Raw genomic sequence first — 13,263 nt, forward strand, 5'->3', positions numbered from 1 at the left:
CCCCTCCTTTTTAAATGCGGATATGCTCTAGCGCTTGTCTGCAAATTGGCGGGCTGCCGGATGCACGGGGCGGCCTGACGATTTGAAGACACGCTCTAATATCTCAGACTCAGCCGTCCCCCGCATCTGCACCGGTAGCGCTCCGGGTGCTGCACCAGGTTGGACGCCCTCGCCCGCTTGAACTCCTGCCCGCAGCGCTCGCAGACCACCAGGTGGTTCACAGGCTTCTGGTCCGGCAGGCCCAGGGCTTCCCATGTGCCGGTGCGGGAGATATGGTAGCCGTAGGCGGCGTTCATCTTGTCGGCATAGCCCTTCCAGCGCGGCCCGTGGTCCTTGCAGCCCCGGCAGGTGTGGAGCACCTCGTGGGCCAGGGTCTCCCGGACGGCCCGCTCCCCCGCCGCGCTCAGCCGGGCGGAGACCTCGATAATATGCCCCTCGCGGGTCTTCACGCAGCAGCCAAACCGGGCAACCGCGCGGAAATTAAGCCGCACCTGGGGCAGAATGTCCGCCGCCAGGGGGATGCCCAGCGCCCGCGCCTCGCCGCAGACCTGCGCGAGCAGCTTGTCCACGTCCATAGGTACACTTCCTATTTTCTTTATCTTAAAGGTCATTATACACCACTTGACAACCCCAGCGGAATCCTCTATCCTGAGTTTCATAAAATCGTAAGGAGGCGGACGCCGTGGCCCTCTCAGTCTTTCTGGATGCGCTGTACGACTGCCCCGTGGTGGCCTCGGTAAAGGACGAGGCGGGGCTGGAGCGGGCCCTGGCCTCCCAGTGCCGGGTGGTCTTCCTGCTCTTCGGGAGCGTGCTCAACATCGCCGCCCTGGTGGACCGGGTGAAGGGGGCCGGCAAGCTGGCCCTGGTCCACCTGGACCTGGTGGAGGGACTGGCCCAGCGGGATGTATCGGTGGATTTCCTGGCCCGGGACACCCGGGCCGACGGGGTGATCACCACGCGGCCCCAACTGGCCCGCCACGCCAAGGGCCTGGGACTCATCTCCCTCCAGCGTTTTTTCCTTCTGGACTCCATGGCGGTGGAGAATATGCGCAAGACCCTGGAGCAGGACGGCTGCGACCTCATTGAGGTCCTGCCCGGGGCGATGCCCAAGGTGCTGCGGGGCCTCACCGCGAGTATTCGAAAGCCCGTAATCGCCGGGGGCCTCATCTGCGACAAGGAGGATGTCACCGGCGCCCTGGCCGCCGGGGCCGTTGCCGTGTCCTCCACCAGTGAGGATGTGTGGTTTTTGTAGGGTCCCGCCGCTCCATGCCTCCCCTTGTCGCCCTCGGAGAGGCGCTGTCCGGTAAGGGCCGGAGATTACGTCCTCCAGGGCTGCGGCCCCGCTTTTTCACGTTTGACTTTTCCCCTTCACTCCCACCATTTCCCCCTTGCATTCTCCGGCGTATTCTGCTATGCTGGATACAGAAAAAGAGAATATTCGCTTGAGCATTTGAGAGCGCAACGACAAGGCCCTTCGGGCCCCTTGTAGTTGTGCTCTTTTTGTTGTTTTGAGGAGGGAACCACTATGTACGACGTACTCATCATCGGCTGCGGGATTTCGGGCGCGGCGGCGGCCTTTGAGCTGTCGAAATACCGGCTGAAGGTGGCCGTGCTGGAGAAGGAAAACGACGTTTCCACCGGCACCACCAAGGCCAATTCCGCCATCCTCCACGCGGGGTACGACCCGGAACCGGGCACCCTTATGGCCCGGCTGAACGTCCGGGGTTCCGCCCTGGCGCGGACGCTTTGCCCCGCGCTGGACATCCCCTACCGCCCCTGCGGCAGCCTGGTCCTGGGCTTTTCCGAGGCAGACCGCGCCTCCCTGCAGGCCCTCTGGCAGCGCGGCCGCGCCAACGGAGTGCCCGGTCTGGCCCTCCTCACCGGAGACCAGGCCCGCGCACTGGAGGGCGGCCTCTCCCCCTCCGTCACCTGCGCCCTTCACGCCCCCACGGCCGCCGTCACCTCCCCCTGGGAGTACTGCCTCGCCCTGGCGGAGACCGCAGTGCGCAACGGTGCGGAGGTGTACCTGGACGCCGGGGTGGACGCCATCGCCAAAACCCCCGGCGGCTGGCAGGTCTCCGGCAGGCGGGGGGTCTTTGAGTCCCGCTTCGTCATCAACGCGGCGGGGGTCTTTGCAGACCGGATCCACGACCTGGCCGCCCCCCACGCCTACGCCATCCACCCCAGCCGGGGGCAGTACTTCCTGCTGGATAAGGCGGAGGGAGACCGGGTGGGCCGGGTGATCTTCCAGTGCCCCGGCCCGGCCGGCAAAGGGGTCCTGGTGGCCCCCACCGTCCACGGCAACCTCATCGTGGGCCCCAACGCCGAGCCGGTGGAGAGGGAGGACACAGCCACCACCGCCGACGGCCTTCGCTTTGTCCGGGAGACGGCGGAAAAATCCGTCCCCGCCATTGATTTCCGCCAGTCCATCCGCAATTTCGCAGGGGTCCGGGCCCATGCGGACGGGGATGACTTCATCATCGGCGAGGCGGCGGGGGCGTCCGGCTTCTTCGACCTGGCGGGCATCTGCTCTCCCGGCCTCTCCGCCGCCCCGGCCATGGCGGAGTATCTGGTGGAATTATTGGGGGAAAAGGGGCTGGAGCTGGAGAAAAAGGCCGATTTTATCTGCCAGAGGCGCAGAATCCGCTTTCATGAGCTCGATAATGCGGAGAAAGCCGCATTGGTGGAGCAAAATCCCGCCTATGGACGTATCGTCTGCCGCTGTGAGACCATTTCCGAGGGCGAAATTCTGGATGCCCTTCACTCCCCCATTCCCCCCCGCTCGGTGGACGCCGTTAAGCGCCGGTGCGGCCCCGGCATGGGCCGCTGCCAAGGCGGCTTCTGCGGCCCCCGGGTGGTGGAGCTTCTGTGCCGGGAGCTGGGCCTCTCCCCGGAGCAGATCGTCCAGGACCGGGCCGGAACACAGATGCTCTTTGAGGAGACGAAAGGAGGCGGCGCCCATGTATGATCTCATTGTGGTCGGCGGCGGGCCCGCGGGCCTGGCCGCCGCCTGCGCGGCCTGGGACGGCGGACTGAGGCGCATCCTCATCGTGGAGCGGGACAGGGAGCTGGGCGGTATTCTGAACCAGTGCATCCACAACGGCTTTGGGCTGCATTATTTCAAAGAAGAACTGACCGGTCCGGAGTATGCCGGGCGGTTTGTCAAATTGCTGGGTGAGACGGGCGTGGAGGTCCGGCTGGACACCATGGTGCTGGAGGTTACGCCTGAGCGCCGGGTACATATGGTCGGCAAGGCCGCCGGCTACCGGGTGGAGGAGGCCAGGAGCGTCATCCTGGCCATGGGCTGCCGGGAGCGTACCCGGGGGGCCATCGCCATCCCCGGCACCCGCCCCGCAGGGGTATATACCGCCGGGGCCGCCCAGCGGTACGTGAACATGGAGGGCCGTATGCCGGGCCGCCGGGTGGTGATTCTCGGCAGCGGGGACATCGGTCTCATCATGGCCCGCCGCATGACCCTGGAGGGAGCGCAGGTCCTGGCCTGTGTGGAACTGATGCCCTACTCCGGGGGGCTGAACCGCAACATTGTCCAGTGCCTCCACGACTACGGCATCCCCCTCTACCTCTCTCATACCGTAACGGAGATCCGTGGCCGTGACCGCTTGGAGCAGGTGGCCGTGGCCCAGGTGGACAAAGGGCGCAATCCCATCCCCGGCACGGAGATGGTCTTCGACTGCGACACCCTTCTCCTCTCGGTGGGCCTCGTCCCCGAGAACGAGCTGACCCGGCAGGCGGGCATCGAGATTGACCCGCGCACCGGCGGCGCGGTGGTCTGCGAGAATATGGAGACCAGCCTCCGCGGCGTGTTTGCCTGCGGCAACGTGGCCCACGTCCACGATCTGGTGGACTTCGTCACCGCCGAGAGCCAGCGGGCGGGCCGGGCTGCCGCCCGGTATGTCCTGGACGCAGGCGCGGCGGAAGGACCGGTTCTCACCGTCCGCGGAGGGGACGGCGTGACCTATACCGTCCCTCAGCGCATCCGGCCGGCGGGGGTTGAGCGGGCCGCCGAGCTGTTCTTCCGGGTCAACCGGGTCTGCGGCGGCAGCGAGGTTCTGGTGACCTCCGGCGAGAGCCAAATCGCCCGGTTTCCCAGGGAGCACCTGGCCCCCGGAGAGATGGAGCACATCATCCTGCCCCGGGTTCTGCTGGACCGGGCGGAGGAAGAAATCACGGTTTCCATCCGGGAGGTGGCGGCAACATGAGAGAGCTTATCTGTATCGTCTGTCCCAAGGGCTGCCGCCTCCGCGTGGACGAGGCCCACGGTTGCGCCGTCACGGGAAACGGCTGTCCAAGAGGCGCGGAATATGGTAAAATAGAATTGACCAACCCCACACGGGTGGTCACATCCACGGTCCGCATCAGCCGGGCGGCCCACCCCCGCTGCCCGGTGAAGACCGACCGCCCCATCCCCAGGGGCCTGATCTTTGCCGCCATGGCAGCCCTGGAGGCCGTGAATTTGACCGCCCCCGTCCGCACAGGGCAGGTGGTGGTGAGGGACGTCTGCGGCACCGGGGCCAATTTCGTGGCCACGCGGGATTTGTGACATGGTTTTCTCGATTCATTTTACAGGAGGCGTATTTGAATGGGCAAGTATATTTTAGCCCTGGACCAGGGCACCACCAGCTCCCGCGCCATCCTCTTCGACTGCGAGCAGAATATCCTGGGCATCTCACAGAAGGAGTTTACCCAGATCTATCCCCGGGAGGGTTGGGTGGAGCACGACGCCATGGAGATCTGGTCCTCCCAGTACGCGGTGATGATGGAGGTGGTGGCCCAGTCCGGGGTGGACGCCGCCGACATCGCGGGCATCGGCATCACCAACCAGCGGGAGACCACCATCCTCTGGGACCGCCGCACCGGCCGCCCCATCCACAACGCCATCGTCTGGCAGTGCCGCCGCACCGCCGACATCGTGGACAGCCTTCTGGCCGACGGGCTGGGGGACCACATTAAGGACGCCACCGGCCTGGTGCCCGACGCCTACTTCTCCGGGACGAAAATCAAGTGGATTCTGGACCATGTGGAGGGTGCCAGGGAGAGGGCCAGGGCGGGGGATATCCTCTTCGGCACGGTGGATACCTGGCTCCTCTGGAAGCTCACCGGGGGCGAGGTTCACGTCACCGACTACACCAACGCCTCCCGCACCATGCTCTACGACATCCACAAGCTGGATTGGGACCAAAAAATGCTGGACGCCCTGGACATCCCCCGCTCCATGCTGCCCGAGGTACACAGCTCCAGCGAAATTTACGGCCACACCGAGATTCAGGGCGTGAGGGTGCCCATCGCGGGCATCGCCGGGGACCAGCAGGCCGCTCTCTTCGGCCAGACCTGCTTCCAGCCCGGGGATGCCAAGAACACCTACGGCACCGGCTGCTTCCTGTTGATGAACACCGGGGACGCCCCCTGTCGGAGTGAGAACGGCCTTATCACCACCATCGCCATCGGACTCAACGGAACCGTGCAGTACGCCCTGGAGGGCAGCGTCTTCGTGGGCGGGGCGGTAATCCAGTGGCTACGGGACGAGATGCGCTTTCTCACCGAGAGTCGGGACGCGGAGTACTACGCCCAGAAGGTGAACGACACCGGAGGCGTGTATCTGGTCCCCGCCTTCACCGGCCTGGGGGCCCCCTACTGGGATATGTACGCCCGGGGCTGTATCGTAGGGCTGACGCGGGGCACCAAGCGGGAGCATATCATCCGGGCGGCTCAGGAGTCCATCGCCTACCAGGTGGCCGACCTGGTGCGGGCCATGGAGAAGGACACCGGCCTCCCCCTCTCCCAGCTCAAGGCCGACGGCGGCGCCAGCCGGGACCGCTTCCTCATGCAGTTTCAGTCCGATATCCTGGGGCGTTCGGTCCGCAGGCCCATGATCCGGGAGACCACCGCCCTGGGATGCGCCTATCTGGCGGGCCTCGCCACCGGGGTCTGGCGGGATACAGACGAGATTCAGCACCTCTGGGTGTGCGACACCACCTATGAGCCCAAAATGGAGGCGCCGCGCCGGGAGGCGCTGCTGGGCGACTGGCACCGGGCCGTGGAGCGCAGCCGGGGCTGGGCAAAATAGTCGCCGGCTTTTTGACAGGCGGGGCACAGGCCCCGCCTGTCTGCGCTCTTCATGTTGCCGCCGCCTCTGCCTCCCTCACGAGGGACTCCCCCCAGTGCGCGGAGGCGGGGGGCTCCCGTCTCCACCCCTCGCCGGGGCGCCGCGTCGTCAGGGCTCTGCCGACTTTTTAAAAAATCTAAATTCCCCGCTTGCCCTTGTCCAATTTTTGTGGTAAAATCAGGAAGTTACATAAGGAGGCCTGCTCTATGCATGAGATTGATACATACTCTTACCGCTGCGGCGTGATGGACTGCTTCTGCGAGATGGTCCGCGCGGGCGTAAAATCCCTGGCGCTCAGCCATCCGGTGGACTCCCGGGCCGAGTGGGATGAACTGGCCTCCTTTGCCGATCAGATCGCCCGGCATTACGGCGTGCGCTGCTACCCGGAGAACGAGCCCTTCGTCACCGATCTCTTCCCCGTCTCCGCCTGTCGGGGCAAGTTTCTCTACCTCTTCTACAAGGCCGACCACACACTGGCGGAGTACCTCCGTCTGAAGGAGCGCAAGGCCGCTCTGGTGGAGTCCGGGGCCTATTTCGGCGGCAACCGCACTCAAATCGCCCGGGAATACGGCCGCCTCCTGTCCTACGGAGATGAGACCGTGCGCACCCTGCTGGAAAACAACGGCGAAAAAGAGGTCTTTTAAGGGATGACCTCTTGTTTTTCGCGCCGTGCTTGACAATTTCGCACGGGCATGGTATCCTAGGTACGTTCTTCTAAATGCACGACCTGAACTCACATTTTTGTAAGTCATCGTCTGTTCGTTGGATGAGGCACAAAAAGAGTGGGTTTTTTTGTTTGCCTGTATTTAGAGTCAAAACTTTTTAGGAGGTACCATCATGAACGGTACTGTCAAATGGTTCAACGAGACCAAGGGCTTCGGCTTCATCTCCAACGACGAGGGCGGCGACGACGTGTTCGTGCACTTCTCCGCCATCCAGACCGACGGCTTCAAGACCCTCTACGAGGGCCAGAAGGTCTCCTATGAGACCGAGCCCGATCCCAAGGATGCCGGCAAGCTCCGCGCTGTCAACGTCATCCCCCAGTAAGTTGTGGGCAAAAAGCGCCGCCTCAAAATTGAGGCGGCGCTTTTTTGTCGGTTCCGGCTGCGGCACATTGTGCATATACTGACTTGTGGGGCGCGAAGCGGTACGCGCCGCCCCGCGTCCCGCCAATTTGATATTGGGGGATACTCATTATGTGTTGCTGTGGTAATTCGAACAACTGGTCTTCCTGCGGCTGCGGCTGTGGCTGCGGCGAGAGCTGGAACTCCTGTGGCTGTGGGTGCGGCTCCAGTAACGGCTGCGGCTGCGGCGGGAACGGCGGCGCCGTTACCCTCCCCTCCTTCCCCGACTTCCCTGTCTGGGACGGCGCAGGCTCCGGCTCCGCCACGCCCGACTACCCTGTGTACGTCTCCCTGCCCGCCTATATGACCCGCGGCTCCGCGAACCTGCGGGCCGCCGTGGACCTGGACTCCGGCTGTCCCTTCGCCCGCGGCTGACCCATCCGCCGCCCATCCGGGCGGCGTACTTAGCAGCCGGGTATCCCCCATCAGAGCGCCGCCCCGCACATTGCGGGGCGGCGCTCTGGCTGTCAAAAGCCCCTCCGCAGAGAAAGCCTCGCAGAGTTCCGCCGCCCACAGACGACGCAGTCAAATAAATATCCGTTATTTCTAGGAACATGCGCCTCAGAAATGACACTTCTCATGACGGCTGGTCGACTTTCTGCAAAAAATTGAGTCCCTGCCGTCATGCCGCCTTCTGTCAAGGAAGCCCCACGCGGCTTCTTAGACAAGATGAAGCGCCGCCCCGCGCATTGCGGGGCGGCGCTTGCGGATCAATCACAGCGGGCCGCCGCACAAAAGCGCAGTACCCATTAGGACGTATGAGGCCCTTCCTTATGGGTACGGCCCTAATACGGCGTCCCGCTCCAGGCCTATTTCTCCAGCAGCCCCAGCCGGTCCAGCACCAGGGCCGCCTGCTCCCGGGACAGGGGCGACCGGGGCCGGGCGCCGTCGAACACTCCGGCGCGCACCGCCTTTTCCCACGCTTCTACGGCCCAGGGGCTGGCTTTTCCGGCCCCCTGCTCGCTCTCCCAGTCCGCCAGGGCGGCACGGAACATCCGGCCAAACTCCGCCTGCGTCAACTCTGCCGAGCCTCCCTCCATCACCCGTGCCACATCGGCGCGGAAGTCATCCATACTCTTGCCGTGCTTGGGAAACCACTGCCCCACATCGGCGTGGTTGGAGGCCACGCCCAGAACGTGCCCCTCCGCGTGGCTGATGACCACGCCGGGGGCAGCGGGGTCCAGATGGTAGGCTGCGCACAGCATGGCAGTCAGTTCCACCGCGTTGCGGTAGACGGCGGCGAAATACTCGGCGTTCTTCTTCACATCGTACCCCACCATAACCGCGCCCTGATAGGCGTGGCCGTCTGGCTCCAGCATCTCAAAGGAGATATGGGTGTTGTTGGCGGAGACGCCGCCCTCGGCTGGCACGCCCGCGTGCCAGCCCCGCCAGTTCCAGGGCAGAGTCTGCACCGCGCCCTCCCGGGTGACGAAGGCGTGAACACAGCGCTCCGCACCGGGTTGGTCCCAGGCCTTGAGAAAGACGTTCACGTCGTCCTGGGCCACCCCGGGCGAGTGGACCATGACCCCCTTGGGGACAATGGTCCGCCCCGCCTTCCAGCAGTCATTGCCGGTTAAAATATGCTCTGTCAATTTCATGCGATTCCCTCCCACCCAGTTTATGGCGAACGCATGGGAAAAGTCCCTTTGGACTTATCCCACGCGCCGTGCAGCCGTGCAATCTTGCTCGGCTGTCGCCCATGGGCGGGCTTTCCGGCGCACGTATCGCGCCAAAAACACGCACGGTTTTCTTTCACATGCTTTCTTCTCTCGCTGATTTCAATTTCACAGCTGATATAAGCGCAGTCTCCATCCGCCGGGGCGCGGGATTTCCTGTTGCTCTTTCTCCTGCGCACGCGCTATAATATGTTCAATACATAAGGAGGGACCACCATGGAAACGAGACTTTTTCCGTCCATTGGGGCGGAGCTTTCCCTGCTGGGCTACGGCTGTATGCGCTTTCCCACCCTGCCCGACGGCAAAATCGACCGCGCGGAGTCCGAGCGGCTTTTAACCCGCGCCCATGGCGCGGGCGTGAATTATTTTGACACCGGCTGGGGCTACCACGGCGGTGAGAGCGAGCCCTTTCTGGGCACCGTCCTGTCCAAATGGGACCGCTCCAGCTACTTCCTCGCCACCAAGCTCCCCTGCTGGCTGCTCAAGGACCCGGACGACCCGGAGCGCTTCTTTTCCCGGCAGCTGGAGCGCTGCAGGGTGGACTACTTCGACTTTTACCTGGCCCACAGCATCACCGAAAAGAACTATGAAATTCTGAACGCCACCGGAGCCTGCGACTACCTGGCCCGACAGAAGGCCGAGGGAAAAATCCGCCGTCTGGGCTTCTCCTTCCACGACCGGCCGGAGCTTCTGGAGCGGATGCTCACTGAGCACGATTGGGACTTCGTCCAGCTCCAGCTCAACTACCTGGACTGGGACCTGCAGGACGCCAAGAGGCAGTACGAGATCGCCGCCGCCCACGGCCTGCCGGTGGTGGTGATGGAGCCCGTCCGGGGCGGGGCGCTGGCCACGCTGTCCGAACAGGCCCGTGCCGTACTGAACAAAGCCGACCCGGAGTCCAGCGTCGCCTCCTGGGCGGTCCGCTTCGCCGCGTCCCTGCCGGGGGTGATGACCGTCCTCTCAGGCATGACCGCCATGGACCAGGTGGAGGACAACCTCAATACCATGACCCCCTTCCGCCCCCTGTCGGACAGCGAGCGCGCTGTGCTGGACGAGGCCCTGGCCCTCTACCGCTCCGCCGCCACCATCCCCTGCACCGGCTGCCGCTACTGCATGGACTGCCCAGCGGGAGTGGACATTCCCCGGGTCTTCTCCATCTACAACCAGGCCCGGATAAAGGACAGCCGGGAAGACTTCGACGGTTCCTGGCGGCTCCTGCCCGAGTCCGCCCGTCCGGACGCCTGCGTGGGCTGCAACGCCTGTGTGAGCAGCTGTCCCCAGCACATCGACATCCCCGGCCGGCTGGCGGAGATCGGGGCCTACTCCAGGGAGAGGACGGAATGAAAAAGAAATACGCCTTTTTGTTGATGGGCTCCCACTACGACCCGGAGCGCCACTGCGCCGTCTTTGAGACAGGTGGGCAGACAACCTGCATCTGCACCGTCCGCAGCCTCGACGAGGCCCGGGACAAGGCCCTCGCCCTGGCCGCCGACGGCGTGGGGGCCATCGAACTGTGCGGCGCGTTCAGCGAGGAAAACGCCCAGGCGCTGATTGAGCTGACCCGCAACCAGGTCGCCGTCGGCTTCTGTATCCATAAAAGGGAGCAGGACGGGCTGTTTTCCGCATTTTTCTCCGATTCCGGGGACCGCTGAGCGGCAGCTCACCCGGCTGTGAAAGAAGCAGTGGACGGAGGGCTGCGTCCACTGCTTCCTTGTTTGCCGTGCCGTCGTTATCCCAAGCCTCGCAGCGTTCCCGCCAAGGCGGAAAGCTGAGTGGACTTATATTTGCTCCAGGGTCTGCACCCGGGGCGGATACGGGGGACAGGGTCCCCCGGACGCTCTTACACCAGCCCCACGAACCGCTGAACCAGGAGGGATACCACCGCCACGGCGAACCAGCAGCACAGACCCAGGGCGATGGGCCGCATCCCGTTTTTGAAGAGGCTCTTTACGTTGGTGTTCAGTCCAATGCCCGCCATGGCCACCATGATGCCGAACTTACCGAATTCGTTGAGGAAATTGCTGGCCGCCGGGGGCAGGATGCCCACGGAATTGAAGATGGCGGTGGCCAGGAAGCCCAGCACAAACCATGGGAATATTTTGGCCAGGGAGTAGTTGATTCCCTGGGCCTCGTCGGTCTTCTCCACCTTTCTGGTTCGCCAGAGGGCCAAAATCAGGGTGATGGGGATGATCATCAGGGTTCGGGTGAGCTTGACGATGGTGGCCATCTCCCCCGCTGCGTCGGAGAAGGAGAAGCCCGCCGCCACCACGGAAGAGGTGTCGTTGATGGCGGTGCCCGCCCAGACGCCGAAGCCCGTGTCGCTCATGCCGAAGACCCGGCCCAGGGCCGGGAAGATGAAGACCGCCAGGATGTTGAAGAGGAAGATGGTGGAGATGGAGTAGGCCACCTCCTTGTCGTCCGCGTCGATGACCGGGGCGGTGGCGGCGATGGCGGAGCCGCCGCAGATGGAGGTGCCCACGCCGATAAGGATGGAGGTGTTGCCGTCCACCTTCAGAGCCCGGCCCACCAGGAAGGCGGTCAGCAGGGACGCGGCGATGGTGCACAGCATCACCGCCAGGGACTGCCCGCCCGTCTTGAGGACAGTCATGATGTCCATGCCGAAGCCCAGGAAAATAATCGAGTACTGCAAAATCTTCTTGCCGGAAAAGGTGATGCCCGCCTGAAACCACGCCGGGCGCTTCACGAAGGCAAGGATCATACCCAGCAAAATGGCGAACACCGGGCCGCCGATCAGCTTGCCCGCCACGGGGATGTACTTCGCCATGCACCAGGCGGCGGCCCCGATGACCACGCAGGCCCCCAGGCCGGGCAAAAGCCCTGCCGCGCCCCTTTTCTCTTTTACCTCTGCCATGTAGACACGCTCCCAACTCCAGATGAAATCTTTACCAATCCTACCACCTGAGCCGGCGCCTTGTAAAATACGCATCTTGAATAGCCGCTATTTGAAAAAGCAATGGGAGCGGGCGCTCTCCGGCGAAAGCCCCCGCAATATCAAAGGCCCGCCGTATATACGGCGGGCCTTTGATGAAGGAAAGAGAAGAGAGGAGTATGGAGGGAGGAAAGATGTTCATTTATATCGAAACACAGGAAACCCCATGTTATCTTTGGTCCGCCTGATACGGGAGGAGAGTACCTGCGGAGCGTGACCGCTCCGCAAATCCGGCCCCGGCTGGCGCCGGGCAAACCGCTGCGCGTGAATCCGCACGCGGCTTTTCCGCTGGCATCCAAGGTCCGGCCCCCGCTGACAGCCCAGAGGCGGTGTGGCTGGTGTTTTCTTTGCTGTGACTATAAGATACCACACGACCCAAGGCAAATGTTGGACGGTTTTTAAACAAGTTATGAAGATTATGTAAACACAAATAATGGATACCCCTCTTGACGGCCCTCCCATTCTCCACTATACTGAATAGGCGGAAACCGCCGCTCCAAGAGGCGCGGCGCAGGGCCGAAGGCCCCCTCTTTTTCCCCGGATTTATATCCACCGCGCGGCAATAGCCGCGTTTAATGTCAGAAGACATACCCAGGCGGGTATGTCTTTTCTGTTATACCGAGGTGATAGATATGACCCTGTCCGACTTTTTTGCGGCCCACCCGAAGGCCGCCCTGGCCTTTTCCGGCGGCGTGGACTCCGCCTTCCTCCTCTGGGCGGCCAGGACATACGGCTGCGACGTACGGGCCTATTACGTCCACTCCGCCTTTCAGCCCGCCTTCGAGCTAAAGGACGCTGAGCGGCTGGCGGAGGAGCTGAAAGCGCCCATGACGGTGCTGGAGGCGGACATCCTGTCCGTCCCGCCGGCGGCCGCCAACGGGCCGGACCGCTGCTACCACTGCAAGACCGCCCTTTTTCCCCTCCTGCGCGCCGCTGCGGCCCGGGACGGGTATCCCCTCCTTCTGGACGGCACCAACGCCTCGGACGACGCGGGGGACCGGCCGGGTATGCGGGCGCTCAGAGAGCTCGCGGTCCGCTCCCCCCTGCGGGAGTGCGGCATTTCCAAGGCGGAGGTCCGCGCCCGCTCGCGGGAGGCGGGGCTCTTCACCTGGAATAAGAGCGCCTATGCCTGCCTCGCCACCCGGATTCCCACGGGCACGCCCATCACGGCAGAGGCACTCTCCAAGGTGGAGGGGGCAGAGAACGCCCTTATGGCCCTGGGCTTTTCCGATTTCCGGGTCCGCCTCTTTCACGGCGCGGCCCGGCTCCAGTTCACCCCCGCCCAGTGGCGGGAGGCCGCAGCCCGGAAGGATGAACTTTTGTCTGCGCTGGAGCCCTATTTCGATACGGTCCTGCTGGATTTTGAGACCCGGACGGGAGGCTGATATC

General features: G+C 63.9%; 14 protein-coding genes. 11 read left to right on the plus strand and 3 right to left on the minus strand.

Features of this window, described 5'->3' with window-relative positions; genetic code table 11:
- Positions 1-95: 95 nt before the first annotated feature.
- A complete protein-coding gene (locus H8S62_RS08250) occupies positions 96-575 on the minus strand; it encodes a SprT-like domain-containing protein (protein ID WP_186918987.1) in 480 nt (159 codons plus the stop codon).
- A gap of 107 nt (positions 576-682) precedes the next feature.
- On the opposite strand from H8S62_RS08250, the gene H8S62_RS08255 reads away from it, so the two are divergent.
- From H8S62_RS08255 to H8S62_RS08290, 8 genes are all read left to right on the plus strand, one after another.
- The gene (locus H8S62_RS08255) at positions 683-1,252 is read left to right on the plus strand and encodes a glycerol-3-phosphate responsive antiterminator (RefSeq protein WP_186918988.1); all 570 of its coding nucleotides are present in this window, start codon (positions 683-685) and stop codon (positions 1,250-1,252) included.
- Positions 1,253-1,525: 273 nt separating this feature from the next.
- Positions 1,526-2,968: an NAD(P)/FAD-dependent oxidoreductase gene (locus H8S62_RS08260; protein ID WP_186918989.1), complete on the plus strand. Its 1,443-nt coding sequence runs from the start codon at positions 1,526-1,528 to the stop codon at positions 2,966-2,968.
- A complete protein-coding gene (locus tag H8S62_RS08265; RefSeq protein WP_186918990.1) occupies positions 2,961-4,220 on the plus strand; it encodes an NAD(P)/FAD-dependent oxidoreductase in 1,260 nt (419 codons plus the stop codon). The genes H8S62_RS08260 and H8S62_RS08265 overlap by 8 nt, the downstream gene beginning before the upstream one ends.
- Positions 4,217-4,561, plus strand: coding sequence for a DUF1667 domain-containing protein (locus H8S62_RS08270; RefSeq protein ID WP_186918991.1), 345 nt, complete (start codon positions 4,217-4,219; stop codon positions 4,559-4,561). The genes H8S62_RS08265 and H8S62_RS08270 overlap by 4 nt, the downstream gene beginning before the upstream one ends.
- 39 nt (positions 4,562-4,600) lie before the next feature.
- Positions 4,601-6,085: a glycerol kinase GlpK gene (glpK, locus tag H8S62_RS08275; protein ID WP_155147532.1), complete on the plus strand. Its 1,485-nt coding sequence runs from the start codon at positions 4,601-4,603 to the stop codon at positions 6,083-6,085.
- A 245-nt stretch (positions 6,086-6,330) separates the two neighbouring features.
- Positions 6,331-6,768 (plus strand): hypothetical protein, encoded by a 438-nt coding sequence (locus H8S62_RS08280; RefSeq protein WP_186918992.1) that lies wholly within the window; start codon positions 6,331-6,333, stop codon positions 6,766-6,768.
- Positions 6,769-6,958: 190 nt separating this feature from the next.
- Positions 6,959-7,171, plus strand: coding sequence for a cold-shock protein (locus tag H8S62_RS08285; protein WP_256284353.1), 213 nt, complete (start codon positions 6,959-6,961; stop codon positions 7,169-7,171).
- Positions 7,172-7,320: 149 nt separating this feature from the next.
- A complete protein-coding gene (locus tag H8S62_RS08290) occupies positions 7,321-7,623 on the plus strand; it encodes a hypothetical protein (RefSeq protein WP_186918993.1) in 303 nt (100 codons plus the stop codon).
- Between the two features lie 434 nt (positions 7,624-8,057).
- Here the strand turns inward: H8S62_RS08290 and H8S62_RS08295 are convergent, their stop codons facing one another.
- Positions 8,058-8,846 (minus strand): peptidoglycan recognition protein family protein, encoded by a 789-nt coding sequence (locus H8S62_RS08295; protein ID WP_186918994.1) that lies wholly within the window; start codon positions 8,844-8,846, stop codon positions 8,058-8,060.
- Positions 8,847-9,140: 294 nt separating this feature from the next.
- Here H8S62_RS08295 and H8S62_RS08300 point away from each other — a divergent pair, with 294 nt between their 5' ends.
- Positions 9,141-10,268: an aldo/keto reductase gene (locus tag H8S62_RS08300; RefSeq protein WP_186918995.1), complete on the plus strand. Its 1,128-nt coding sequence runs from the start codon at positions 9,141-9,143 to the stop codon at positions 10,266-10,268.
- Positions 10,265-10,576 (plus strand): DUF6506 family protein, encoded by a 312-nt coding sequence (locus H8S62_RS08305; RefSeq protein ID WP_186918996.1) that lies wholly within the window; start codon positions 10,265-10,267, stop codon positions 10,574-10,576. The genes H8S62_RS08300 and H8S62_RS08305 overlap by 4 nt, the downstream gene beginning before the upstream one ends.
- 188 nt (positions 10,577-10,764) lie before the next feature.
- Here the strand turns inward: H8S62_RS08305 and H8S62_RS08310 are convergent, their stop codons facing one another.
- Positions 10,765-11,796 carry a YeiH family protein gene (locus H8S62_RS08310; protein ID WP_155147519.1) on the minus strand — a complete coding sequence of 344 codons (1,032 nt, stop codon included), beginning with the start codon at positions 11,794-11,796 and terminating at the stop codon, positions 10,765-10,767.
- A 710-nt stretch (positions 11,797-12,506) separates the two neighbouring features.
- Here H8S62_RS08310 and larE point away from each other — a divergent pair.
- Positions 12,507-13,259: an ATP-dependent sacrificial sulfur transferase LarE gene (gene larE, locus H8S62_RS08315; protein WP_186918997.1), complete on the plus strand. Its 753-nt coding sequence runs from the start codon at positions 12,507-12,509 to the stop codon at positions 13,257-13,259.
- Positions 13,260-13,263: the final 4 nt, after the last annotated feature.

Source organism: Lawsonibacter faecis (assembly GCF_014287675.1).
GTDB classification, from domain to species: Bacteria; Bacillota; Clostridia; order Oscillospirales; family Oscillospiraceae; genus Pseudoflavonifractor; species Pseudoflavonifractor faecis.